Annotated in this window: 21 protein-coding genes and 1 tRNA gene; 7 read left to right on the forward strand and 15 right to left on the reverse strand. The window is 69.0% G+C overall.

Going from position 1 to position 25220, the window contains the following annotated elements; genetic code table 11:
* Positions 1 to 16: 16 nt before the first annotated feature.
* Together QA861_RS37030 and QA861_RS37035 are read right to left on the reverse strand one after the other, a co-directional pair.
* Positions 17 to 1570 (reverse strand): serine/threonine-protein kinase, encoded by a 1554-nt coding sequence (locus tag QA861_RS37030; RefSeq protein WP_334593130.1) that lies wholly within the window; start codon positions 1568 to 1570, stop codon positions 17 to 19.
* Between the two features lie 154 nt (positions 1571 to 1724).
* Positions 1725 to 1799, reverse strand: a tRNA-Val gene (locus tag QA861_RS37035).
* 222 nt (positions 1800 to 2021) lie between these two features.
* On the opposite strand from QA861_RS37035, the gene QA861_RS37040 reads away from it, so the two are divergent.
* Both QA861_RS37040 and QA861_RS37045 read left to right on the forward strand, forming a co-directional pair.
* Complete coding sequence (locus QA861_RS37040) at positions 2022 to 2831, forward strand: DUF4097 family beta strand repeat-containing protein (RefSeq protein ID WP_334593131.1); 810 nt, start codon at positions 2022 to 2024, stop codon at positions 2829 to 2831.
* Between the two features lie 144 nt (positions 2832 to 2975).
* Entirely contained in the window at positions 2976 to 4412 is a 1437-nt protein-coding gene (locus tag QA861_RS37045; RefSeq protein ID WP_334593132.1) for a hypothetical protein, read from the forward strand.
* 80 nt (positions 4413 to 4492) lie between these two features.
* Here QA861_RS37045 and QA861_RS37050 read toward each other — a convergent pair whose 3' ends face one another.
* From QA861_RS37050 to QA861_RS37060, 3 genes are all read right to left on the reverse strand, one after another.
* Positions 4493 to 5704, reverse strand: a complete 1212-nt coding sequence (locus QA861_RS37050; RefSeq protein ID WP_334593133.1) for an amidase domain-containing protein — start codon at positions 5702 to 5704, stop codon at positions 4493 to 4495.
* A 157-nt stretch (positions 5705 to 5861) separates the two neighbouring features.
* The gene (locus QA861_RS37055) at positions 5862 to 7160 is read right to left on the reverse strand and encodes a polysaccharide deacetylase family protein (RefSeq protein ID WP_334593134.1); all 1299 of its coding nucleotides are present in this window, start codon (positions 7158 to 7160) and stop codon (positions 5862 to 5864) included.
* 44 nt (positions 7161 to 7204) lie between these two features.
* On the reverse strand, positions 7205 to 9085 hold the full coding sequence (locus tag QA861_RS37060) for a transglycosylase domain-containing protein (RefSeq protein ID WP_334593135.1): 1881 nt from the start codon (positions 9083 to 9085) through the stop codon (positions 7205 to 7207).
* A gap of 422 nt (positions 9086 to 9507) precedes the next feature.
* Between QA861_RS37060 and QA861_RS37065 the strand changes: the two genes are divergently transcribed.
* Both QA861_RS37065 and QA861_RS37070 read left to right on the forward strand, forming a co-directional pair.
* A complete protein-coding gene (locus QA861_RS37065) occupies positions 9508 to 9738 on the forward strand; it encodes an FmdB family zinc ribbon protein (protein WP_006382627.1) in 231 nt (76 codons plus the stop codon).
* A gap of 103 nt (positions 9739 to 9841) precedes the next feature.
* Positions 9842 to 10615 carry a DedA family protein gene (locus QA861_RS37070; RefSeq protein WP_334593136.1) on the forward strand — a complete coding sequence of 258 codons (774 nt, stop codon included), beginning with the start codon at positions 9842 to 9844 and terminating at the stop codon, positions 10613 to 10615.
* Here the strand turns inward: QA861_RS37070 and QA861_RS37075 are convergent.
* From QA861_RS37075 to QA861_RS37085, 3 genes are all read right to left on the reverse strand, one after another.
* Complete coding sequence (locus tag QA861_RS37075; protein WP_334593137.1) at positions 10542 to 11348, reverse strand: HAD family hydrolase; 807 nt, start codon at positions 11346 to 11348, stop codon at positions 10542 to 10544. The two genes, QA861_RS37070 and QA861_RS37075, sit on opposite strands and share 74 nt — an antisense overlap.
* Complete coding sequence (locus QA861_RS37080; protein WP_334593138.1) at positions 11345 to 13828, reverse strand: phosphoribosyltransferase; 2484 nt, start codon at positions 13826 to 13828, stop codon at positions 11345 to 11347. Before QA861_RS37080 ends, QA861_RS37075 begins: the two co-directional genes overlap by 4 nt.
* A gap of 70 nt (positions 13829 to 13898) precedes the next feature.
* Positions 13899 to 15071 (reverse strand): HpcH/HpaI aldolase/citrate lyase family protein, encoded by a 1173-nt coding sequence (locus QA861_RS37085; RefSeq protein WP_334593139.1) that lies wholly within the window; start codon positions 15069 to 15071, stop codon positions 13899 to 13901.
* A 195-nt stretch (positions 15072 to 15266) separates the two neighbouring features.
* Here QA861_RS37085 and QA861_RS37090 point away from each other — a divergent pair, with 195 nt between their 5' ends.
* Positions 15267 to 16040: a TerD family protein gene (locus tag QA861_RS37090; RefSeq protein ID WP_334593140.1), complete on the forward strand. Its 774-nt coding sequence runs from the start codon at positions 15267 to 15269 to the stop codon at positions 16038 to 16040.
* Positions 16041 to 16126: 86 nt separating this feature from the next.
* Here QA861_RS37090 and QA861_RS37095 read toward each other — a convergent pair whose 3' ends face one another.
* The 6 genes from QA861_RS37095 to QA861_RS37120 all read right to left on the reverse strand — a co-directional run bounded on the left by QA861_RS37095 (position 16127) and on the right by QA861_RS37120 (position 20665).
* Positions 16127 to 16864 carry a TerD family protein gene (locus QA861_RS37095; RefSeq protein ID WP_334593141.1) on the reverse strand — a complete coding sequence of 246 codons (738 nt, stop codon included), beginning with the start codon at positions 16862 to 16864 and terminating at the stop codon, positions 16127 to 16129.
* A 139-nt stretch (positions 16865 to 17003) separates the two neighbouring features.
* Positions 17004 to 18152 (reverse strand): DUF475 domain-containing protein, encoded by a 1149-nt coding sequence (locus QA861_RS37100; protein WP_334593142.1) that lies wholly within the window; start codon positions 18150 to 18152, stop codon positions 17004 to 17006.
* A 50-nt stretch (positions 18153 to 18202) separates the two neighbouring features.
* Positions 18203 to 18778 carry a TerD family protein gene (locus tag QA861_RS37105; RefSeq protein WP_006382628.1) on the reverse strand — a complete coding sequence of 192 codons (576 nt, stop codon included), beginning with the start codon at positions 18776 to 18778 and terminating at the stop codon, positions 18203 to 18205.
* Positions 18779 to 18880: 102 nt separating this feature from the next.
* A complete protein-coding gene (locus QA861_RS37110) occupies positions 18881 to 19456 on the reverse strand; it encodes a TerD family protein (protein ID WP_334593143.1) in 576 nt (191 codons plus the stop codon).
* A 125-nt stretch (positions 19457 to 19581) separates the two neighbouring features.
* Complete coding sequence (locus tag QA861_RS37115) at positions 19582 to 20040, reverse strand: peroxiredoxin (protein WP_006382618.1); 459 nt, start codon at positions 20038 to 20040, stop codon at positions 19582 to 19584.
* Between the two features lie 187 nt (positions 20041 to 20227).
* Positions 20228 to 20665 carry a DUF3052 domain-containing protein gene (locus QA861_RS37120; protein WP_334593144.1) on the reverse strand — a complete coding sequence of 146 codons (438 nt, stop codon included), beginning with the start codon at positions 20663 to 20665 and terminating at the stop codon, positions 20228 to 20230.
* 467 nt (positions 20666 to 21132) lie between these two features.
* Here QA861_RS37120 and aceE point away from each other — a divergent pair, with 467 nt between their 5' ends.
* On the forward strand, positions 21133 to 23865 hold the full coding sequence (aceE, locus tag QA861_RS37125) for a pyruvate dehydrogenase (acetyl-transferring), homodimeric type (protein WP_334593145.1): 2733 nt from the start codon (positions 21133 to 21135) through the stop codon (positions 23863 to 23865).
* A gap of 144 nt (positions 23866 to 24009) precedes the next feature.
* A complete protein-coding gene (locus QA861_RS37130) occupies positions 24010 to 24768 on the forward strand; it encodes a potassium channel family protein (protein WP_334593146.1) in 759 nt (252 codons plus the stop codon).
* A 48-nt stretch (positions 24769 to 24816) separates the two neighbouring features.
* Here the strand turns inward: QA861_RS37130 and QA861_RS37135 are convergent, their stop codons facing one another.
* Complete coding sequence (locus QA861_RS37135) at positions 24817 to 25128, reverse strand: small hydrophobic protein (RefSeq protein ID WP_334593147.1); 312 nt, start codon at positions 25126 to 25128, stop codon at positions 24817 to 24819.
* Positions 25129 to 25220 lie beyond the last annotated feature (92 nt).

The raw sequence follows: 25220 nt of genomic DNA on the forward strand, positions 1-25220 counted from the left end.
GATCAGTGGTCCGGCCTCAGGAGGTGGTGCGGAAACCTTCCCGCACCCGGTCGAAGACCGGCCGGTAATTGTCCCACTGCAGGTTGGGTGCCGAGACGTAGATGTCGTACTCCCGGCCGCCCACCTCCCCGAAGCCGAGGTTGATGGCGTGGAAGAGGCGCGCCCGGCCCTTGATGGTGAACTCCCAGATGGCGGCCTTCTGACCCCGGTAGGTCGTGCGCTGCATATAGAGCTTGCGGTACTTGTCCCCGGGGTAGTTGATCTTCGTGTTCGCCTCGATGTCCTTGAAGTGCGCCAAGGGATCGCCGGCGGGATCGATCATGCCAATGGTGATGCTGGCCAGGCGGGTCTTGTCGATGTAGACGATCCCGTCGGACGTCCGCTTGCTCAGCGTCCAGCCGTCCGGCACCGGGAAAGCGACGCCGAGGGTCTTCTCCGTGACGAGGTGGTAGCCGTCGGGGACGGGCGAGGGCGCGTACGTCGGGGTGGGGCTCTCCCCCGAGCCCGCGCCCCGCGTGTGTGTTTCCTGGTCGGCCGAGTTCAGGTAGTAGACGCCGGCCGTCGTGCCTCCGGCGACCAGGATCACCGCGACCGCGCTCCAGAGGACGGTACGGCGCCCGCGCCCGCCTCGGGACCGCACGGGCGCCACGTCCTGGGTGCCGGTCCTCCTTCGCGTACCGCCCGTACTGTCGTGATCCTGGACCCGAGCCGCTGTCGACACCGGGACGGACGCCGTCCACGCGCGCGGCTCCGTGTCCTCGGTCACCGACCGCAGCGCCAGTTCCGTCTCCTGGGCCGAGGGCCGCTCGGCCGGGTCCTTGGCCAGCAGAGCGGTGATCAGCGGTTCCAGCGGACCCGCCTGCTTCATCGGCTCCAGGGGGGCGGTGACGATGGAGTAAGCCGTCTCGACCGGCGTGAGCCTGCGGAACGGCGGCTGTCCCTCCACCGCCTGGTAGAGGGTCGCACCGAGCGCCCAGAGGTCGGAGGCGGGGCCGGGGGTGTCACCCTGGATGCGCTCCGGTGCCATGAAGTCGATGGAGCCGACGATCTCGCCGGTCCGGGTGAGGGTGCTGGTACCGGTCGCCGTGGCGATGCCGAAGTCGGTCAGGACGACCCGGCCGCCCTCGGTGAGCAGCACGTTGCCCGGCTTGACGTCACGGTGCAGTACGCCGGCCTCGTGGGCGGCCCGCAGCGCGCCGACCATGCCCCGGCCGATACGGGCGGCCTCCTCGGGCGAAACGGTTCCCCCGCTCTTGAGCAGGGCGCTCAGCGTGGTGGAGGGCACGTACTCCATGACGATGCACGGCAGTCCGTCGTCCTCGACGACGTCATGGACGACGACCACGTTCGGGTGGGCGATCCTGGCCGCGCTCTGCGCCTCGCGGCGGGTGCGCTCGTACATCAGGGCCAGTTCGTCGTCGGCGAACCGCGAGTCCTCGTGCAGACGCTTGAGCGCGACCCGCCGGTTGAGCATCTCGTCGGCCGCCAGCCAGACCGTGCCCATGCCGCCCCGGCCGATCTGCTCGGTCAGCCGATACCGCCCGGCGATGAGCCGTCCCTCGTCCGACACGTGCGACACGGCAACCTCTCTGATCTCGCCGTCACTGGCACTCACGATATCCGGCAGGCGTACGAGGGTGATCCGAAGGTCACACAGACCACACCTCGCACACGAAAAGGCCCCCCGGAAAAACCGCCGGGGGGCCGATCGTCTGCTCTGATCCTGGTGGGCGCGGACGGTTTCGAACCGCCGACATCCGCCTTGTAAGGGCGGCGCTCTACCACTGAGCTACGCGCCCAGGACGAGTCGTCAGCCTACATTGCCCGAGGCCCTGCCCCGCAAACCCGTATCCGCCCCGGAGATCTCCGTGCCCGGATCCGGGGGTTTTCCCCACTATGGATCGGGGAGCATCCCGGATGCCCCGGCGGGCACCGGATCCGTACGGTCGAAGAGTGTCGCGGGGCCGGCCCCAACGATCGTCGATCACCGGTCCCGCGTTCGCCTCAGGGGGAGAAGGACCATGGCCCGATCAGCATTTCCGCGTTCCCGCACCGGCGCCCGCACCGGCATTCGCACGCGTGTCGTCGCCGTCACCGGCGTCGTGGCCGCGCTCGTCGCCACCGCCTCCGCCTGCTCCTCCGCCGGGGACGACAAGGATCCGGAGCACCGTTCCTTCGCCCTTCAGGGGCGCACGCTCACCGTCGACTCGAACGACTCGGGGCTCGACATCGTCGCCGCCGACTCGAACAAGTCGGGCCGGATAGAGGTCAATCGCTGGTTCTCGGGCTCCGTCACCTTCGGCAAGGATCCCAAGGTGACCTGGTCGATGAAGGACGACCGGCTCAAGCTGCGGGTGAAATGCTCGGGCGTGGTCGCCGACTGCTCCGCCAAGCACCGGATCGAGGTACCGCGCGGTGTCTCCGTCGTCGTGCGGAACGGGGACGGGAGCGTCACCGCCCACGGCTTCGACCAGGCCCTCGACATCCGCTCCGGGGACGGCTCGGTCACCGTCAAGGACGCCACCGGCCCGCTGAAGCTGTCCAGCGGCGACGGTTCGATCCGCGCCCTCGGTGTGCGCTCCCGGCAGGTGCGGGCGCATTCCCAGGACGGCTCGGTGCGGCTCGAACTCGCCTCCGTGCCGGACCTCGTCGAGTCGAGCAGCGACGACGGCTCGCTCACCATCGAGCTGCCCCGCGAGACCTACCGTGTGACGGCGGACTCCGACGACGGCTCCGTGAAGGTGTCCGTCCCGCGCGACAAGCGCAGCTCGCACGTGGTGTCGGCGAAGACGAAGGACGGGAGCATACGGGTGCGGTCCGCCGGGGAGTGAGCCCCGCGGCGGCCCGGTGCGCAGCCGGCCGCTCGACCGATTCGCGAGCTGGTACGCGCAGCGCGAACCGACCGGGCCGTGTGTTCGTCCATAACCGGTGGGAGAATGAACCGGGCAGGGCAGATCACAGCACGGGAGAGGAATGTGACGGCGATTACTTCTGAGCCGTACACGCCGATTGCGCCGGGCGCGCACCAGTCGCCTCACCGTTCGCCGCACCGCCCACCCGAGCACGCTCGGACCGGCCTGCGCGCCGCCGCCCTGGATGCCCTGACGCTCGTACTGCTCCCGCTGCCGCTGCTCCTCGCCCTGCCCGCCGCCTTCGCCGGTGGCGGTGGCGGCACGCGGCGGTGGTTCGGTGGGCGGGGCGAGAGCCAGCGCGCCGAGGCGCAGGCCGCGAAGGACGCCGCCGCCGCCGCTTTCTACGAACTGGACACCGCCCAGCGGGATCTGCGGATCTCGATAGAGACCATCAAGGCCGTCGACGACACCCCCGCCGCCCGGCGCGCGGTCGCCGACTTCGAGGGGCTCGGGCTCCGGATCGACGAGGCCAGCGGGCAGTACATCACCGCCATCGACGCCCATGACCTCGACCGTGACGACCTGGAGGCGTCGGCCGCCACCCGCGCCCGGTCCGAGCTGACCCGGGCCAAGGAGGAGCTGGGGCGGGTCAAGCAGGACCTGGACCGCTTCGCGGACGGGCTCGGGCCGCTGCTCGGCAAGGCCGAGACGCAGTTGGCCCGGCTCGCGCCCTCCGTGGAGCGCGCCCGCCAGTCGCTGCTGGCCGCCTCGAACGCCCTGGACGCGGTCCGGGGATCGGGGTTGCGGGCGGACGACCTGGCCGCCCGGCTCGCCGCTCTCGGGCCCGAGCTGACCCGGCTCAACCAGGGCGCCGGGCAGCACGGGGTGCCGGAGACGCTGGAGCGGGCCGACCGGGTCTCGCGTGAGGCGGAGGCGGTCCGGGCGGAGGCGGAACGGCTGCCCGAGCTGGCCTCGGAGATCGATCACCGGCTGGTGTCCCTACGTACCCGCGCCGAGGCGCTGACCACCCGGTCCGGGCAGGTGCAGCCGCTGCTGAGCGAGCTGCGCAGACGGTTCTCGGCGGAGTGCTGGCAGGACCTCCAGCACGTACCGGAGCAGGCCACGGACCACGTACGGCAGGCCGAGGCGAGGCTCAAGGAGGCACAGGCCGCTCGGGACGCCCAGCGCTGGCCGGACGCGACAGCGCTGCTGTCGACGGTGCGGGCGCTGCTGAACACCACCGACGAGGCGGTGTCGGCCGCCGGAGACAGGCTGCGGCGGCTGAACGCCGTGCAGAAGGACCCGCAGGGCGAGATCGACCGCACGCGCTTCGCGATCCGCGACGCGCAGCGGCTGGCCATGTCGGGGCGCAACACCCCGGAGCCGCGGCACGCCCGCCCGCTGGACGAGTCGGTGGCCCGCCTGGACCGCGCGATCGCCACGCTGGAGGGCCGCCACCCCGACTACTGGCACTTCCTGACGGAGGCGGAGGCCGTGCGGCACACGGTGGCCGACGTGGTGGCCCGGATCCGCGAGGAGCGCGGGATGACCGCCCACTGAACGCACCCCTCGGCGGGGCTGAGGGACCGCGTCCCGCCGCTCCGGCCCTGGCAGGACCGGGAGCGGCGGGGCCGGGGTGATCAGGTGCGGTAGGCGTAGTAGTAGGCGTTCGGTTCCGACGCGATGATGCTCGCCACCGACCTGCGGTAGGTGTTGGCGGAGTGGTAGGTCAGGTACGGCACGCCCTGGGGGCTGCGGTACGTGACGATCATCGTGTGGTCCTTGGACCCGTCCCTGTCGAAGTCCATCTGGAGGACGTCACCGACGTCCAGCTGGTAGACGTACGCGAGGCTGGTGGTGCGCTTCGAGTTCTGGGCGAACCAGGACCACTCGTTGACGCCGACGAAGGAGTCCGACTGGATGTCGGCGTTGCCGAACCACTTGGTGTAGTCGTACACGTAGCCGGGTGCGTGCTTCCAGCCGCCGGCCTTCAGGGACTGGCTGACGAAGTTGGTGCAGTCGCCGCCGGCGCCGTGCCCGTTGTAGTTCGGGTAGTCCGGGTTGTAGGTGCTCCAGTACTTCTCCGCGTACGTGGCCATGGCCTTGTAGTCGAAGGCGCCGCTGGTGAGGTTCTTGACGTTCGCCGGTGTGGTGCGGGTGGTGGCCGCGCGGGGGGCGTTGGGCATGGTGTCGTCGGCCACCGTGCCGACCTTGGCCTTCGCGGACGGCTTGGCCGCGACGGACGGCTCGGCCGGCTGGTTCACGGCGGCGTCGGCCGCCGCGTCGGTGTTCCGGATACCCGTCAGCTGCCAGTGGCCGCGCGCGTCGGCGGTGAACGTCAGCGCGTGGTGGGCCTGGAAGCCGGTGGTCCCCGGCTCGTCGCCGCGGACCTTCTGGTAGGTCAGGGTCGTGGTCTCGGTGACCTCGACCTCGGCCCTGGCGCCCTTGAGGCGGGTGCTGTTCAGGGTGACGACGGTGTCGGCCTTGCTGTACTTCTCGCCGAGCGCCGCGAGGCGGTCCTTGCGCAGGTCCAGCGAGGACAGGGCGGCGTTCTCGCTGCGGGCCAGCGCGGCGGACAGTCTGACGTCGCCGGAGAAGGCGCCCGTCAGCGGCTTCTTCCGGTTGCCCTGCGGGCCGTCGACCAGCGCGTCCGTACGGTCGGTGAGGACCGCGTCGGCGAGGCGCTGGAAGGTGGCCCTGGTCTGCTGGTCCACGATCGGGGCGGCGGAGCGCGCGGTCGCCGCGCTCGCGCTTCCGGCCGGCAGCAGCGCCGCTCCCGCGGCGACCGAGGCAGCGGCCGCGACGACTATGGCGGCGCGGCTGCGCGTACGGCCCATGTTCTTTGACTTCACGTATGTTTCCCCTCTTGCCCCGGCGATGGGGGATGCCGGGTTGTGGAATTTTCGCATGCCATGTGGAGCCCCTGTGAACGGGGATACCCTTTACCGGCAAGGGAGTTGACGAATCGTCAGATAACGACAGCTACTTCACGCGATCACTTGACGGCGATCACTTCACGACCGTCGACCAGTCCGGCGACTGCGCCGGGTCCAGGCCGCGCAGCCGCTCCAGCGTCGCCGGGGTCTGTACGTCGAGCCAGTCGGCGAGTTCCTTGAAGGAGACGCACTCGACGTCCTTCTTCGCGCACACGTTCGCCATGACCTCGTCGACGGCCTTCATGTAGATGCCGCCGTTCCACTCCTCGAAGTGGTTGCCGATGAACAGCGGGGCACGGCTGCCGTAGTACACCCGGTCGAAGCCGGCTTCGTAGGCGTCGACGGTCTCCTGCTTCCAGCGCGGGTAGTTGGCCGGAGCCCCGTCGGTCTCGCCCTCGGACTGGTTGTAGAGGAAGTTGAAGTCCATGGACAGGCCCTGGTAGTCGCCGCCCTCGTACGGGAGCATCTGCAGCGGGAAGTCCCACATGCCGTCCTTCTTCTTCGGCCAGATCTGGAAGTCGCCGGCGGAACTCGCGTCGTAGCGCCAGCCGTAGCTCTTGGCGGCCTTCAGCAGGTTCGCCTGGCCCTCCAGACAGGGGGCGCGCCCGCCGGTGACCTCCTTCTTGAAGTCGAACGGCAGCGGGGCGAGGTCGGTGTAGCCGGTGTTGGTCTTCCACTTCTCCACGAAGGCGTAGAACTGGTCGATCTCGCTCTTCCACTCCGCGACGCTCCAGTCACCGCCGCCCTTCTTGCCGCAGAAGTGGCCGTTGAAGTGGGTGCCGATCTCGTTGCCCTCGCGCCACGCCTTGCCGAGCTGTTCCAGGGTGGTGCGGATGTGGTCGTCGGTGGCGTAGCTGATCGCCGCCGACCCCTTGGCGTGCTGCGGGGGCTGGTAGAGGTCCGCCTTGCTCTTGGGCAGCAGGTAGATGCCCGTGAGGAAGTACGTCATATGGGCGCCGTACTTCGCGGACATCTCCCGGTAGTGCTGGAAGAGTTCGTCGTCGCCCGCCAGTGCGCCGTCCCAGGAGAAGACGACGAACTGGGGTGGTTTCTCACCGGGCTTAAGCGGCACCGGCTTCAACCGGCCCTGCTGCGGGCCGGTGTACGAGGTGGAACCGTCCCCGAGGACCTTGGTCCTGCCGTCCCACTTCGGTTCACCGGTCGCCTGCGCGGGGGCTTTCACGGTTTCCCCCGCTCCCACGGAGGCTGTGGGCGCGGTGCGGTCGGGGCGGCCCAGCACCAGATAGCCGGCGGTGAGGGACGCGAGGGTCAGGGACGCGACGACGAGGTACGCCGCGATCCGCGGGCGGTTGTTGGCGGGGGGAGGAGGCTCTGCCGGGGCCTTGCGACGGCGGCCCGACGCTTGTCTCATGTGCTGCTCATTTCGAGGGGGTGAGTTCTTGCCCCGTCCGGTGGTCAGCCGAGCGGGCTCATGGCACCCGACCAGATGCCGTACGGAACGCTGTCGTCGGCGGTGCCGGCGAGGCCCTTCAACGGCAGCGGTTCGAGGCTCTTGGTCAGGTCGATGCGGTAGACGACGACCGCCGTGGACACGAACTTGTGCGTGCCGACGTACCAGGAGGCGGTGTCGTCCGGGGTGCTCCCCGCCTTCCCGGCCACCGTCCCGTCGGCGGACGCGGCGACGGTGGGGTGGGCGGCGCGGAAGGCGTCGGTGAGCGCCGAGGTGACCTCTTCGGCCACGTCGGCGCCGATCGCGCGGGTCAGGGTGGGGGTGGCCAGGGCGAGGCCGGCGCCGTTGCGGGTGACCTTGCGCACCGAGTACGGCTCGGTGCGTCTGCCACCGGCGATGAACGTGGTGTAGCCGCCGGCCATGCGGATCGCACTGGGTGTGGAGGTGCCCGTCGACAGCGCGGGCACCTGTGGGCCGATGCTGGCGGGCAGCAGGCCGGCGGCCTCGGCGGTCGTACGGACGTTGTCCAGGCCGGTGTCCATGCCGAGCTGCATGAACGGCGTGTTCACCGACAGTTCCAGGGCCCGGTGCAGGGAGATCTGCCCGTAGGACCGGTCGCCGTCGTTGCTGGCGGCGACCTTCTTGCCGCTGCGGTCCCAGTAGGGCCCCTCGGGCGTGGTCACCGGCACGTCGTCGTCACCGTCGTACAGGGACTCCCCTGTGACACGTGTCGCCTCGTCGTAGCGGCTCTTGTGGACGCCGTGTTCCAGGCCGGCGGCGTAGACGAACGGCAGGAAGGCCGAACCGGCGGGCACGGTGGTGGAGTTGGACTCGTTGTAGCCCTGGGTGCGGTGGTCGGGGCCGCCGTACACGGCGAGGATCCGGCCGTCGGCGGTCACCGAGGCGGCGCCGTAGTGGGCGGTCTTCGCGGCGGTCGGATCGCCCTTCAGCGCCCGCTTGCGGGCCTTGGCCACGGAGTCGGCGAGCTTGCGCTCCCGCGCGCGGTCGAACGTCGTGTAGACCTGGTAGCCGCCGAGGTCGAAGTCCTTGTCGGAGATCCCCCCGGCCTTCTTGGCGTACTGCGAGGCCACTTCCACCAGATAGTCGGTCTGCTCACCGGTGTCGTACAGCGGGTTGCTCTTCAGCGGCTCTGGGAACTTCGTGTACGTGGCCCGCTCGGCCTTCGTCAGCCTGCCGATGTCGACCATCCGGTCCAGCGTCCAGGACCAGCGCTCGACGGCGCGGGCCCGGTTGGCGCTGCTCAGCGTCGGGTCGTACAGGCCGGCGCCCTTGAGGAGGGAGGCGAGGAACGCGCCCTCACCGGCGTCGAGTTCACTGACGTCCTTGCCGTAGTAGGCCTGGGCGGCACGCTGGATGCCGTAGCAGCCGCGGCCGAACCAGCTGGTGTTGAGGTAGCCCTCCAGGATGTCGTCCTTGCTCATCCGGTTGTCGAGCTTGAGGGCGATCATCGCCTCGGTGAACTTGCGGCTGATTGTCTGGTTCTGGTTGAGATAGACGTTTTTGACGTATTGCTGGGTGATGGTGGATCCACCCTGGGTGTCACCCTGGCCGACGGTGCGGAAAAGGGCGCGGCTGATGCCCTTGACGGAAATGCCGGAATCGCTGTAGAAACTCGCGTTCTCGGCGGCGAGCACCGCCCAGCGGACGTCCTCCGGGATGTCCTTCAGCGGCATCGCCTGCCGCTGCACCCAGCCGGTACGGGCCATGGGTGTCCCGTCGGCCCAGAAGTACACATTGTCCTGCTGGGTGGCGTACGTATTGAGGTTGTCGGGAATGTCGGTGGCCGCGTAGGCGACCCCGAGGAGCAGGGCGCTCAGCCCCACGGACGCCGACACACCCCCCAGCCACTGGCGCCAGGATGGCATCCAGCGCCGCCAGCCGGTGCGGCCGGGCCGCGGGTACTTCGGCGCGTGGGCCGCGACGAGGGACCGGACGCGCGCGAGAAGCAGGCGTGGGGATATTCGGCGAGTTTTACGAGCTAATCGGGCTTTACGCCTGTTTCCCGGTGCGATGTTTCCCGGTACGGGCGATTCCTGCCCGCCGTCGGAAATGTCCAGATCTACTATCCGGAATTGCAGAGTGGCGTCCGGTTCATCCGACTTCTGGGTCACGACACACCCCTCCGCACTCCGTGCAAGACCTGAATTCCCCGACCTCACGACTCATCGCGGCGTACACAAATTACCAGCGCCCTTCGCAGGTTCTCCACATGGGGAATGAACAGCGAGGATCAGCACCGAAACCACCGGGCTCCGCGCGGCGAGCAATTGGGGACTAACCTGTCCGCATGCCTCGCTACGAGTACCGCTGCCGCACCTGCGGCGACACGTTCGAACTGAGCCGCCCGATGGCCGAGTCGGCCGCCCCCGCGGACTGTCCCGCCGGCCATGACGACACCGTGAAGCTCCTGTCGACGGTCGCCGTCGGCGGCTCGGCGTCCGCGCAGGCGTCGGCCCCGCGGGCGAGCGGCGGTGGCGGTGGTGGAGGCGGTTGCTGCGGCGGGGGCTGCTGCGGCTGAGGGGCTCTGCCCGGAGGGGAAGTCCGGTGCCCGTAGGGGAGGCCCGGTGCCCGCAGGCGGCCGGTTCAGGGTCTCTTCAGGTTGGGTTTCCTAGCCTGGCCGTATGACAGCCACGACGGCCGCACCCCAGTGGGTCACCGACCTCATGGACACGCTGGGCGCCCCCGGCGCCGGCCTCGCCATCGCGCTGGAGAACCTCTTCCCGCCGCTGCCGAGCGAGGTGATCCTGCCACTCGCCGGTTTCGCCGCGAGCACCGGGCAGATGAGCCTGATCGCCGCGCTGCTGTGGACCACCGCGGGCTCGGTCGTCGGCGCGCTCGCCCTGTACGGGGTCGGCGCGCTGCTCGGCCGTGACCGGACCGTCGCCCTCGCCGGCCGACTGCCGCTGGTCAAGGTGGCGGACATCGAGAAGACCGAGGCGTGGTTTCTGCGGCACGGCACGAAGGCGGTGTTCTTCGGGCGCATGATCCCCGTCTTCCGCAGCCTGATCTCCGTACCGGCCGGCGTCGAACGCATGCCCCTGCCCGTCTTCCTCGGCCTCACCACCCTCGGCAGCGCCCTGTGGAACACCGCCTTCGTGTGCGCGGGCTATCTGCTGGGCGACAACTGGGCCGAGGTCACAAGCGTCGTCTCCACGTACTCGAAGGTGGTGCTCGCCGGGGCAGCGGTGGCGGTGGCCGCGTTCATCGCAGTACGAATCGTCCGACCCGCACGGGAGCGCCCCGTAGGGGCGCGGGGAACTGCGCGACAAGCCACGACGGCGCCGCAGCGACCCGACACCCCATCAGGGCACCCCCGGCGCGCTAGCGAATCTCCCGCAGCAGCTCCCGCAGAATCCGCTCCCCCGCCGCGACCCCCCGCTCGGGAATCGCGGTGACCGTGTCGGCCACCCACTCCGTCTCCGCCAACTCCCCGTGCCCCGGGCGCCAGCCCCGGTCGGCGGCAAGGAGAAGATCGGCGTCGAGAAGAGAGTCACCGGCGGCGAGAGTGAGCGTCGCGCCGGTGCGGCGGGCGACCTCGCGCATGGCCGCGCTCTTGGTGAGCGGCTTCGGCACGGCGTAGATCTTGCGGCCCTGGAGGGAGACCGTCCAGCCGCGGTCCTCCGCCCAGACCCCCAGTTCCTTCACCCACGCCTCGGGCAGCAGTTCACGCTCGACGACGAGGTAGGCGAAGAAGTCCTCGGCGATCCGGTGCTTGCGTACCCAGAGCGGGTCGGCGGTGGCGGCGAGATGGTCCCGGACCTCGTCCAGGGAGGCGCACTCGTCCGCGAGCCGTGCCTGCACCCGCGCGTGCCAGTCCTGGTCGGCGACACCGTCGACCAGGATGTGCCCGCCGTTCGCACAGATCGCGTACTTCGGTGCCGGGCCCGGCAGGTTGATGCGCTGGTACTGCTTGCGGGTCCGGGTCGTCGTCGGCACGAAGACGGCCGCGTCACCGAGTTCGGTGAGCAGCCCGGCGGCCGTCTCCGTCATGTACGACAGCGGCCGGGCCTCGTGCACCTCGACGCAGAGCAGCCGGGGCGCGCGGGCGTCCGGCATGGTCAGCGCGAGGGCCGCGGCGGAGTAGATGAGCGTGCGGTCGAGATCGCTGGCGACCAGGACGGGACTCATACGGACACCGCCCTGCCGTCGGCGCCGGTCGCGCCCCGCGTGTACTGAGGGTGGATCAACCCCACGCAGGTGTACGGGAGTTCGGCCACCTCCTCGACGGGTACGCCCCGCTGCTCGGCGAGCAGGCGTACATGGTCGAGGTCGGCGCCCGCTCCGGCGCGGGCCAGGATCTTCCAGGGGACGCGGCGCAGCAGCACCCGGGTGGTCTCGCCGACGCCGGGCTTGACGAGGTTCACGTCGTGGATCTCGTACTCCTCGCTGATCCGCTCGACGGCCGCCCAGCCCTCCCAGGTCGGTGCGCGGTCGGCGGCGAGCAGTTCCTTGACCGTGCTGTCGACGGCGTCCGTGACCTCGGGGAAGCGGGCGGCGACGGCGTCGAGGAAGTCCAACGAGACGTCGGCGTCGGCGAGTTCGCGGTAGAACTTGGCGCCGTGGAAGTCGTTCGGGCCGACCAGGTCCGCGCGCAGGACGGTCCGTGAGATCAGCCCGGACACCGTGGAGTTGAGGCAGGCGGACGGGATGAGGAAGTCCTCGCGGGTGCCGTACGTCCGGACGCAGGAGCCCGGGTCGGCCAGGACCGCGATCTCCGGGTCGAAGCCCGTGATGCCGTCGGAGGCCTCGAACTCCTTGACGGCGTCGGCGAGTTCGCGGGTGATGGCGCCCTTGCCGGTCCAGCCGTCGACGAACACGACGTCGGCGGGGTCGTGGTGGGCGGCCAGCCAGCGCAGCGCGTTGGCGTCGATACCCCGGCCCCGGACGATCGACACGGCGTAGTGGGGCAGTTCGAGCCCGTGCCGGTGCTGGGCCCAGCGGCGCATGAGCACGCCGACGGGCGTTCCGGCCCGCGCCAGCGACACGAGCACCGGACGTGGCGACCGCTCGGCGAGCACCAACTCCGTCACGGCGCCCACCGCTTGGGCGATGCGGGCGGCGGAGGTGTCGAGGGCGGCGCGGAACAGCTCCTGGTACTGGTCGCTGGGCTGGTACTCGACCGGCAGCGACTCGGCGTAGTGGGCGCCGCCCGCCTGGATCGCCTCCTCGCGCTCCTCGGTGGGCGCCTCCAGGCTGACGTCCGAGAGGTCCCGCAGCAGCCAGCCGACCTCGTCCGGTGGATACGAGGAGAACGCGGGTCCGCGGAGGGGCTCGGGCAGCATGCGGGGCCTTTCGGGTACGTGCGGGGGCGCGGGTACGTAACTGGGGACGACGGCGAGCACGACGTTCGGCGTGTGAGCGGCGAGCGTGGCCAACAGGCCGTCGGGGGCGTGCAGTTCCGGTGTGTCGGCGGTGGAGTCCACGACCATGACGACGGCGTCGAAGCCGGCGCCGGCCACGTTGTAGGTGTAGCGGTCGCCGGGGCCGTCTGCCGGGTCGTCGTGGGCCGGGAAGACGAGGCGGCTGCGGATCGCGTACCCCGGGTCGTCCACGGCGAGGACGGGTGAGCGGGTGGTCGTCGAGTAGCGGACCTCGGAGCTCTCCAGCGCCTGCTCCAGCTCCGTGGCTAGGCGCAGGGGGGCGTACATCAGCTCTTCGAAGCCGAGGACGAGGATGCGGTGGGTGTTGTCGGGGAGGGTTTCGGCGAGCTTTGTGGCCATCGCCGGGAGTGCGGCCTCCATGCGTATTCGGTGCCCGGGTGTGAAGCCGTGGCGGCCGCCGTCCGGGAGACCTCGGGGCCAGCGCAGATCGACTCGGGTGAGACGGTTGTGTGGCGGGTGCGGATCCGTCGTGGCTTGTCGCGCAGTTCCCCGCGCCCCTGGGTGGGGATTGTCGTGCTCGGTTACCAGTTTCTGGCCCTTTTCCAGCACGCCCTCCGGCAGGTCCACGGTGCCCTTCGCCGCTGCCACCAGGTCGACCTGCGCGCCGATCTCGTCGGCGAACTCGTCCAGGCGGGCCACGTCCGCCGGTGCGCGCATGTCGACGAGGGCGACTATGACGTATCGCTCGCGCGGGTAGCGCTCGTGCAGGGCGCGGATGGTGTTGAGGACGGTGTTGCCGGTGGAGAACTCGTCGTCGACGAGGACCAGCGGGCCGGGGCCGGCCAGCAGTGCGGGGTTCTCCGGGAGGAGGAGGTGGGAGGTGGCATGCGAGTGGGCCTCCTCGAAGCCGCCCGCCGGGGCGACGCCGGCGACCGGGCGCCGGGTGGAGTGGAGGTAGGGCGCGAGGCCCACTCCGTCGGCGACGCAGTGGCCGAGCCCGGTGGCCGTCTCGGCGTACCCGAGGACGACGGCGCGCCGGGACTCGTCGGCGCCGAGCAGCTCGCGCACCCGCCGGCCGAGGGCGAAGCCGTGGCCGTAGACGACGGCGGGCGACTGCGGGACGTGTTTGCCGAGCACGTTCGACACCAGCAGGTGCGCCCGCTTGGGATTACGCCGCAGGGCGAGGCCGAGCAGGTCGCGCAGCTCGTCGCCGCCGACCAGCTCGACCCCGAGCCGCTCGGCGACCCAGGTGCCGGACCAGACCCCGTTGTGCACAGCGTTGTTCATGAGTCCCTATGTGTGTTCGTCGGGGGTGCCAGGTCGTACAGGTGATCGAATGCCGGATGGGGACAGCGGGTCAGTCGGGGATACCGGCGGTGAGCAGTTCCACGAAGCCGATGTCCTCGTTGGCGACGCCGAAGACCTCGGCGCGCAGCAGGGTCCGCTCGGCCCAGGCGCGGTGCGGTTTCACCTCGTTCATCTTGTTCGTGTACGCCGACCGGAGGACGCCTCCGCCGCAGCGCTCGGGCCGCAGGATGTCCTGGGCGTCGCTGAACTCCTCGTGGCTGACCACGGACAGGGTGTGCACGGGCAGGACGTGCGAGGGGTGGATGCAGGTCTTGCCGAGCAGACCGTTGGCATGGTCGAGGCTGATCTCGCGGAGCAGCCCGTCCATGGCGTGCTCTATGAGCTTCTCACGCAGTTCCTCGGCCTGGCCCTCCAGGAAGGGGCTGCGGCGCAGCTGTGGCTTGAACATGCGCTCCTGGACCCGGAAGTACTCCCAGACGGGCCCGGTGACGGTGTACCCGGTGCCGTCGGCCCGCCCCAGCATGTTGACGACGTCGGCGATGACGGAGGCGACGACGTGGACGTCGTACGCGGTCATGTCCGGGGCTCGGCGCAGCCCGTAGGAGGAGCAGAAGTCGGTGACGCCCAGGCGCAGGGCGAGGACGCGGTCGCGGTACTTGTCGACGGCGCGGGAGATGCCCTCCAGGGTCTCTACGCGCGTCTCCCGGTACATCAGCTCGGGGGATTCGAGCACCGGCATGCCGAACAGCCGGTGGCCGCTCGCGGCCTCGGCGTCGGCGAGTGCCTCCAGGAACGGCATCCCGCGTTCCTCGGTGAACTTCGGCATCACGAAGCCGGAGAGCAGCCGGACGGTAGACCCGAGGCGCTGTACGAGGTCGGGGATCTGTTCGGGAGTACGGACCCGGATGAACAGCAGCGGCAGCCCGGTGGCGGCGTCGGGGCGCTCGGCGAGCACACCGAACTCCCGCACCAGGTTCTCCTCGGCGTCCTCGACCTCCGAGTCGTCGATCGAGTCCTCCAGGCACAGGACCATCGAGACGACACCACGGGCGACCTGCTTGACGATGGCGTCGGCGAGGCGCGGGCGTGTGGCCGGGCTGTACAGGGTGGCGCCCAGGGCCGTGGCGAGCAGCCGGGCCGAGGAGTCGGCGGTGAACTCGCACGGCTCCTGGTGGAACAGGCGCTGCCGTACCTCAGGGGCGATGTGCCCGAAATGACGCATGAAACTCCCCCGTGGTGGGTGGACGGCTGGTCGAGTGGTGATCGAGAGTCGGTCGGGTGTTGATGGGTGGCCGGTAATAGTACGTAGGGATCCATGTCGAGGGTTCCCACCGAGAATGAAGTTCAGGTAACGCGGACACGCAGAACCGATGCCCCCGCGTTGTCGTGACCAGGACCGAGAAGGCAGGATGACCGCATGACGCACGCGATGCTGAAGGGGTCGAACGTCCCGGTCGAAGCCACGACGGTGCGCGCCGTGCTGCGCTGGACGCCCGGCCAGGGGGTTCCGGATGTCGACGCCTCGGCGCTGCTCCTCGGCCCCGACGGTCGTGTGCGCTCCGACGAGGACTTCGTCTTCTACAACCAGCCCCGCCACCCCTCGGGCAAGGTCTGGCGGCTCGGCAAGAAACGAGTGGCCGAGGGCCTGACCGACACGATCCAGACGGATCTGACCGGTGTCGAGTCGGGAGTCGGTCAGATTCTGCTGGTCGCCTCGGCGGACGGCGTCGCCTTCGCCCGCGTACGGTCCCTGCGCATCGTGCTGTACGACGGTGCCGTCGCGGACGGCGAACCGCTGGCGTACTTCGACGTGAAGCCGGAGACGGGCGAGGAAACGGCGCTGATCTGCGGTGAACTGTACCGGCGCGGAGACGGCTGGAAGTTCCGTGCCCTGGGCGAGGGCTACTCGAACGGCCTGGAGGGCCTGGCGACGGACTTCGGTATCTCAGTGGAGGACCAGCCGGCCGAGGAACCGTTCCCGGACACCACGAACGCCCCGCCCACGGACCCCTCGGCGGCCACTACAGTCCAGCATCCGCCGACCCTCCCTCCGCAGCCGGCCTACGGCTACCCCCAGCCCGCAAGCCCGAACACGACCCAACCGGCATACGGCTACCCCCAACCGGTAGGAACATCCCCGTCTCCGGACTTCCACCTACCCCCACAGGGCCCACAGTTCATCGGACGGTAAGACCAGGGCGCCCCTGAAGGGGCGCTGGGAACTGCGCGACAAGCCACAACGAGCCCGCACCCGCAACCGAACAGAACCCCGGGCTCTCAGCGCTCAGCCTTCGTCTTGTAGCCCCTGCCCCACTGCAACCCCCACCCGTACAACCGATCAAGCTCCGCCTGGAACCCGTAGACGAACTTGACCTCCCGCTGGACGATCAACTCGTTCTTCACGTTCTCGATCAACACCACCGCGCACGAGCGAGCCTGTGAGTGCCGCTCGTCGAGGCCTATCTCGATCCGCGGCCCGTTGCTCGGGTAGAGCGTCACGATCGCGTGGGTCCGGTCGAACGCCGGCGTCTGGTCGTAGATGTACACGAACACCAGCAGCCGCTTGATCTCGTCCCGGTGGTCAAGATTGACGTACGCCGTCTCACCGGACGCCGAGCCGAACCGGTCGTCGCCGCTGAGCTTGACGTAGGGCGGCACGTTCGTCTCGCCCAGGAACCCGCCCAGGGGCTGTACGACGCCCTTGGTGCCGTCGGTCAGCTCGTACAGGATGCCCAGGTCGAGGTCGACGTTCACCATGCTCTGGGTGTGGCCCTTGACCTCCTCCGGCCGCAGGGCCTGGAAGGGGTGTCGCCACAGGCTCTGCCGCTTCGGGGCGCCGATGTCCGACGTACGCATCCGCCAGGACAGGTTGATGCGCAGATGGCCGGTCGCCGCGCCCTGCCTGGTGAGCGAGACCCGCTGGTGTCGCTTGGTCAGCTCGATGGAGTTGCTCGCCGCGCTGCCGGCGTCGAAGTCCGTCGTACGGCCGCGCCACAGGTCGTCCCAGAAACTCATCCCGTCCCCACCCGTCCAGTCCCCGCACATTCGTCTCGGCCGTCAGCCGCCGGTCCACCGCCCGCAAAGCCGCGGGGCGGCCGACGAGGACGATTCCTCGTAGCCGCCCCGCTCAGAGCGTTCCTCACACCGGAGGTTGTCACACCCCGGACGAGACCTCAGTCTTCTCGTCCGAGGCCGTCGCTTTTCCCTCTGCCGCTGCCAGTTTGGTGTTGCGGCGCACGGAGGACCAGAAGGACCAGGCGATCAGGATGACGCCCACGGAGCCGGTGATGACCTCGTGGATCTCGTACTGGATGGTGACGAGCAGGATGCCGGCCAGGGCGCCGATCGCGTAGTGCGCGCCGTGCTCCAGATAGACGTAGTCGTCGAGGGTGCCCTGACGGACGAGGTAGACCGTCAGCGAACGGACGTACATCGCGCCGATACCGAGGCCCAGGGCCATCAGCACGATGTCGTTGGTGACGGCGAAGGCGCCGATGACACCGTCGAAGGAGAAGGACGCGTCGAGCACTTCGAGGTAGAGGAACATGAAGAACGCGGCCTGGCCGGCGAGGACGACGGCCGGCTTCTTCTTGCCGGTGCGTTCGGCCTCTTCCTCCTCCTCGTGCTCGCGCTCCTCCTCTTCCTCGAGTTTGTTCTCGAAGTAGCCCGAGAGGCCGCCGACGATCATGTACGTGATCAGACCAGCGATGCCGGAGACGAGGACCGTCTGCGCCTTGTCGACGTGGGCGCCACCGTGCTGGTGGGCGTGGGTCGCGAAGGTCATGGCGGAGATCAGGAGCACGATCAGGGCGATGCAGACCGACAGCATGTCGACCTTGCCGAGCTTGGCGAGCGGGCGTTCCAGCCAGCCGAGCCACTTGATGTCCCGGTCCTCGAAGATGAAGTCGAGGAAGATCATCAACAGGAACATGCCACCGAAGGCGGCGATCGCCGGGTGGGCGTCGGTGACCAGTTGCTGGTAGTGGTCCTTGTTGTTGAGCGCGAGATCGACCGCGTCTATCGGACCGATCTTGGCGCTGATGGCCACGATCACGACGGGGAAGACGAGACGCATACCGAAGACGGCGATGAGGACACCGACGGTGAGGAAGATCTTCTGCCAGAAGGCACTCATCTTCTTCAGGATTCCGGCGTTGACCACAGCGTTGTCGAAGGACAGCGAGATCTCGAGAATGGAGAGGATCGCCACGATCCCGAAGCCGGTCCACCCCCCGTAGAAGACCGCCGCGACCAGGCCGAGCGCGGTGACCGCGAACGACCAGCCGAAGGTTTTCAGAATCACTGGCTACCCAATCGTGTGTTTACGGGTCTCCCCCGCTGCCGTACTCGGCTTTACGAAACGTTGACTCCGAAGTCTAGAGCGATGCCCCGGAGACCCGACGCGTACCCCTGACCAACTGCACGGAACTTCCACTCACCCTGGTAGCGGTACAGCTCTCCGAAGATCATGGCGGTCTCCGTCGACGCGTCCTCGGAGAGGTCGTAGCGCGCCAGTTCCTGGCCGTCGGCCTGGTTGACGACCCGGATGAAGGCATTGCTGACCTGGCCAAACGTCTGGCCGCGGTTGTCCGCGTCATGGATGGAGACCGGAAAGATGATTTTGTCGCAGGCGGCCGACACCGCGGGAAGGTCGACGATCAGCGACTCGTCGTCGCCTTCACCCTCACCGGTGAGGTTGTCGCCAGTGTGTTCGACGGACCCGTCGGGGCTCCTGAGCTGGTTGTAGAAGACGAACCACTCGTCGCCCAGTACCCGCCCGCCCCCGCACAGCAGCGCGCTGGCGTCGAGGTCGAAGGGTGCGCCGGTGGTGGAACGCGCGTCCCAGCCGAGCCCGATCAACACCTGGGTGAGGTTCGGTGCGGCTTTGGAGAGGGAGACATTGCCCCCCTTGGCAAGCGTGACGCCCATGCTGCTGGTCCTCCCCGAGGTCATGCGGAACAGATGTGCCGAGCGCGTCCGGCGCCGCACCAGAAGTGCGACGCCGGACGAGAGAACCGGAAGGAGACCGGCTCAGACGTTCACGCCGAAGTCCTGCGCGATGCCGCGCAGGCCGGACGCGTAACCCTGGCCGATGGCGCGGAACTTCCACTCCGCGCCGTGCCGGTAGAGCTCGCCGAAGACCATGGCGGTCTCCGTCGAGGCGTCCTCGGAGAGGTCGTAGCGCGCGATCTCCGCCTCGCCCGCCTGGTTCACCACGCGGATGTAGGCGTTGCGGACCTGACCGAAGGACTGCTGACGGTTCTCGGCGTCGTAGATCGAGACCGGGAACACGACCTTGTCGACGTCGGCCGGGACCGCCGCGAGGTTGACCTTGATCTGCTCGTCGTCGCCCTCGCCCTCACCGGTGGTGTTGTCGCCGGTGTGCTCGACCGAGCCGTCCGGGCTCTTGAGGTTGTTGAAGAACACGAAGTTGGCGTCGGAACTGACCTTGCCCGCCGTGTTCGTCAGGATGGCGCTGGCGTCGAGGTCGAAGTCGGTGCCCGTGGTGGAACGGGCGTCCCACCCCAGACCGACGATGACCGCGGTGAGGCCGGGGGCCTCCTTGGTCAGCGATACGTTGCCGCCCTTGCTGAGGCTGACTCCCACGAGTCCTCCATTGGTGTCTCGTCTGGCCGTCCAGGGGCGGAGTGCCCCGTCGTGCGCCTGTATCGGATCAACGTGTCGATCCTAGGTGCGGGTTCCCGCCCCTCGCAGGGCTTGGAACCGAAGAGTCACAGGGTGTCGAGGGCCTTCACGTACTCGTTCAGGTCACGCGCGTCCGGCAGGCCGTTGACGACGGTCCACCGCACGACGCCCTCCTTGTCGATGATGAAGGTCCCGCGCACCGCACAACCCTTGTCCTCGTCGAAGACGCCGTACGCGCGCGAAATGTTGCCGTGCGGCCAGAAGTCGGACAGGAGGGGGTACTCGAAGCCCTCCTGCTCGCCGAAGACGCGCAGGGTGTGGATGGAGTCGTTGGAGACGGCGAGCACCTGGGTGTCCCGGTCGGAGAACCTCGGCAGGTTGTCCCGCAGGTCGCACAGTTCGCCGGTGCACACGCCGGTGAAGGCGAAGGGGTAGAAGAGCAGCACCACGTTCTTCGCGCCGCGGAAGTCCGAGAGCCGCACGGTGGCGCCGTGGTTGTCCTTGAGCTCGAAGTCCGGGGCCTTGTCGCCGACCTCGATCGCCATGTTCCTGCATCCCTTCAGTGGGCTGTTCGGGTGAGAACACCCTAGTGACCACCCACCGAGGGTCGTGTCAGCCGGTCCGGGTGTCCCCCCTCCGGGGAGATCGCGGACGGGGCCGTTCAGGCCGAAGCGGGGGTCCGCCGGGGGCGGCAACCCCCGGTGGACCCCCGCTTCGGCACACGGTCACTGCCTACTTCTTCGACTTCGCCGCCTTGGGCGTCGCAAGACGACTGCCACTCCAGTCCTTGCCCACGCTGACGCTCTTCGTCGCCGACAGACCCGCCGTCGTCGACGCTTCAGAGATGTCGCTCGGCTCGACGTAGCCATCACGGCCCGTCTTCGGCGTGAGGAGCAGGATGGCGCCGCCTTCTTCGATGTAGGCGGTGGCGTCCACCAGCGCATCGGTCAGGTCGCCGTCCTCGTCGCGGAACCAGAGCACCACGGCATCTGCGACGTCGTCGTACTCCTCGTCAACGAGATCGCTGCCGATGACTTCCTCAATGGCCTCGCGGAGCTCCTGGTCGACGTCGTCGTCGTAGCCGATCTCCTGGACCACCTGCTCGGGCTGGAACCCCAGCCTTGCGGCAGGGTTAGTCCGCTCCTCCGCGTGGTCCGCGGTCGCGCTCACGGGTTGCCTCCTGATCATGTTTCGAGAAATGTGCAGCCACGCGCGTGCGCGAAGCATTGGCCGTAGTCCACACGGGCGGGACGGATCGCGCAAGTACCCGGCCGTCGAGACCGCCGAAACGGTGACGATCCTGGCGGTGTCGCCGCAACTTCTGACAGCGGCTCCCGGGAACTAGTGACGCGCACCACACCATTCTGCCCGCTTTGCGGTTTTGCTGCTCCCGAGTGACTCCCGAACCTCTCACACATGCGTGCGAGATCCGAATCGCTTTACGGAACACGTCACGGACTGGGCGTATCGTTGCGATTTGGCTGCGGACACCCCGCCCGGCGATCTCCACCGGGGCTACTTCTGAGTAGAGGTGACGTACCCGGCCTCGGGGTACACGATGGGGCCAGTGCATTCGCAGCCCCGGAGCAGGCCCAGAGCGTGCCCCGGATCAAGCCCTCCGAGAGCGAAGGAACAGCGTGGCTTCCGGATCAGATCGCAACCCGATCATCATTGGCGGCCTTCCGAGTCAGGTTCCTGACTTCGATCCCGAAGAAACCCAGGAATGGCTCGACTCCCTCGACGCCGCGGTTGACGAACGCGGCCGGGAGCGGGCCCGCTATCTGATGCTGAGGCTGATCGAGCGAGCCCGCGAGAAGCGCGTGGCCGTGCCCGAGATGCGGAGCACGGACTACGTCAACACGATCGCGACGAAGGACGAGCCCTTCTTCCCCGGCAACGAGGAGATCGAGCGCCGCATCCTGAACGCGACCCGCTGGAACGCCGCCGTGATGGTGTCGCGCGCCCAGCGGCCCGGGATCGGCGTCGGCGGCCACATCGCGACCTTCGCCTCCTCCGCCTCGCTCTACGACGTCGGCTTCAACCACTTCTTCCGGGGCAAGGACGAGGGCGACGGCGGCGACCAGATCTTCTTCCAGGGGCACGCCTCCCCCGGTATCTACGCCCGCGCCTTCCTTCTCGACCGGCTCAGCGAGCAGCAGCTCGACGCGTTCCGCCAGGAGAAGTCGAAGGCGCCGTACGGCCTGTCCTCGTACCCGCACCCGCGCCTGATGCCGGACTTCTGGGAGTTCCCGACCGTGTCGATGGGCCTCGGCCCGCTCGGCGCGATCTTCCAGGCGCGGATGAACCGCTACATGGAGGCGCGCGGGATCGCGGACACCTCCAAGTCGCATGTGTGGGCGTTCCTCGGTGACGGCGAGATGGACGAGCCGGAGTCGCTCGGCCAGCTGTCGATCGCCGCGCGCGAGGGCCTCGACAACCTGACCTTCGTCGTCAACTGCAACCTCCAGCGGCTCGACGGCCCGGTGCGCGGCAACGGCAAGATCATCCAGGAGCTGGAGTCGCAGTTCCGGGGCGCCGGCTGGAACGTCGTCAAGCTGGTCTGGGACCGCAGCTGGGACCCGCTGCTCGCGCAGGACCGGGACGGCGTGCTCGTCAACAAGATGAACACGACCCCCGACGGACAGTTCCAGACGTACGCCACCGAGACCGGTTCGTACATCCGCGACCACTTCTTCGGTGACGACACCCGACTGCGCGCCATGGTCGAGAACATGACGGACGACCAGGTGCTGCACCTGGGTCGCGGTGGCCACGACCACAAGAAGATCTTCGCGGCGTTCGCGGCGGCCAAGGCGCACAAGGGCCAGCCGACCGTCATCCTCGCCAAGACCGTCAAGGGCTGGACGCTCGGACCCAACTTCGAGGGCCGCAACGCCACGCACCAGATGAAGAAGCTGACGGCGGCCGACCTCAAGGGCTTCCGCGACCGGCTGCACCTCCCCATCTCCGACAAGGAGCTGGAGGGCGGCGCGCCGCCGTACTTCCACCCGGGCCGGAACTCGGAAGAGATCCAGTACATGCACGACCGCCGCAAGTCGCTCGGCGGTTACGTCCCGACCCGCGTCGTGCGCGCCAAGCCGCTGACGCTGCCGCCGGACAAGACGTACGCGAGTGTGAAGAAGGGTTCGGGTCAGCAGTCGATCGCCACGACCATGGCGTTCGTCCGGCTGCTCAAGGACCTCATGCGGGACAAGGAGATCGGCAAGCGTTTCGTGCTGATCGCGCCGGACGAGTACCGCACGTTCGGCATGGACTCGTTCTTCCCGAGCGCGAAGATCTACAACCCGCTCGGCCAGCAGTACGAGTCGGTCGACCGTGAGCTGCTGCTCGCGTACAAGGAGTCGCCGACCGGCCAGATGCTGCACGACGGCATCTCGGAAGCGGGCTGCACCGCCTCGCTGATCGCCGCCGGCTCGGCCTACGCGACGCACGGCGAGCCGCTCATCCCGGTGTACGTCTTCTACTCGATGTTCGGTTTCCAGCGCACCGGTGACCAGTTCTGGCAGATGGCGGACCAGCTGGCGCGCGGTTTCGTGCTGGGTGCGACCGCCGGCCGTACGACTCTGACCGGTGAGGGTCTTCAGCACGCCGACGGCCACTCGCAGCTGCTCGCCTCGACGAACCCGGGCTGTGTGGCGTACGACCCGGCGTACTCGTACGAGATCGCGCACATCGTGCAGGACGGTCTGCGCCGGATGTACGGCCCCGACAGCGAGGACGTCTTCTACTACCTCACCGTCTACAACGAGCCGCTCCAGCACCCGGCCGAGCCCGAGGACGTCGACGTCGACGGCATCCTCAAGGGCATCCACCGTGTGGGCGCGGGGACTTCGGGCTCCATCCCGGCCCAGGTCATCGCGTCCGGTGTCGCGGTGCCGTGGGCGTTGGAGGCGCAGCGGATCCTCGCCGAGGAGTGGAACGTACGGGCGGACGTCTGGTCGGCGACCTCCTGGAACGAGCTGCGGCGTGAGGCGGTCGCGGTGGAGCAGCACAACCTGCTGCACCCCGAGGAGGAGCAGCGCGTCCCCTACGTGACGCGGAAGCTGAGCTCGGCCGAGGGTCCGTTCGTGGCCGTGTCCGACTGGATGCGTTCGGTTCCGGACCAGATCTCGCGGTGGGTGCCGGGGACGTACCAGTCGCTGGGCGCGGACGGCTTCGGCTTCGCGGACACGCGGGGTGCGGCGCGGCGCCACTTCCACATCGACGCGCAGTCGATCGTGGTGGCGGTGCTGACCGAGCTGGCCAAGGAGGGCAAGGTGGACCGCTCGGTGCTGAAGCAGGCGATCGACCGGTACCAGTTGCTCGACGTGGCGTCGGCGGATCCGGGCCCGGCGGGCGGCGACGCGTAGCGCTCTGCCTGGCTTGGCAGAGCCGGCTGGGTCGGTGGTTGTCCGCGGGTCGCGTTGTGGCTGGTCGCGCAGTTCCCCGCGCCCCTGGAGTGCGCCCTTCGGGGCGCACTCCAGGGGCGCTTTCCGGCGCTTACGATGCGGGGCATGAAGGATGCGTCGGCGCAGGTGCGTTGGGAGCGGCGTACTCAGCGGCCGTTGATGGCGCTCACGGTGGTGTTCGCCGTCGCCTACGCGGTACCCATCGTGGACAACCCCGCCGCCCGGGGTGTGTCGATCGCCTGCACGGTCGCGGAGTGGACGGTGTGGGGCGCGTTCGCTGTCGACTATCTCGTCCGGATCGCGCTCGCCGACCGGCGCCGTGAGTACGTGCGGCGGCACTGGCCGGACCTGTTCGCCGTACTGCTGCCGCTGCTCCAGCCGCTGCGGCTGCTGCGGGTCGTCTCCACGCTGATGCTGGTGGGCCGGCGGGCCCAGATGGCTTCCAAGGTCAGGCTGACGACGTATGTCGGCGGGGCCGTGGTGGGCCTGCTGATGTTCGGTTCGCTGGCCGTGCTGTCGGTGGAACGCGCCTCCCCGGAAGGGAACATCCGCACGCTGGATGACGCGCTGTGGTGGTCGTTCACGACGATGACCACGGTGGGGTACGGGGACCACGCGCCGACGACCGGAATGGGCCGGATACTCGCGGTCGGACTGATGCTGTCCGGGATCGCGCTGCTCGGTCTCGTCACGGCGAACATCGCCGCCTGGTTCATCGCCCGGTTCGAGATGGACGACGTGGAGGAACGGCGCCAGACGGCGGCGATCACGGCCCTGACGGACGAGGTGCGGGCGCTGCGGGCAGAGGTCGCCGCCCTGGCCGTCACGAGAGGCGAGCGGGTGGGCGAGGAACAGCCTCAGTAGGGGCCCCTCTTGTCGGGAGGCCCCTCGTGAGGCTCGTGAGGCGGACGGTCAGAAGAAGCCGATCGTCGGGCCGGTGGCGCTCGCCAGCCAGATGATGGCCAGCAGGGTGTCGATCGCGCCGAGGACCACGGCCACCAGAGGCGGTATCGCGTGCGGGCCCTTCCAGCTCCGGCCCATCGCCAGCCAGCCGCAGATGATGGCCACGGGGCCCAGGATGATGCCGAGGACGAAGAAGCCCGCGACGGCGCAGACGAGCCCGATGATTCCCAGAGTCGCGCTGTCGGGAGCGGAGCGCTGCCAGCCGCCGCCGCGTGAGCCGGGGTGCCTGCGGGTGGTGTGCTGCCGTCCGAAGGCCGCCATGATTCATCAACTCCCTGGAACTTGTCGGTAGTTCGGGGTCGATGAGGCGAGTACCCCCGCCGCGCGGTTCTAGCCTTCCCGCATTTCGGCGG

The sequence above is a fragment of the Streptomyces sp. B21-083 genome, from assembly GCF_036898825.1.
Taxonomy (GTDB): Bacteria; Actinomycetota; Actinomycetes; order Streptomycetales; family Streptomycetaceae; genus Streptomyces.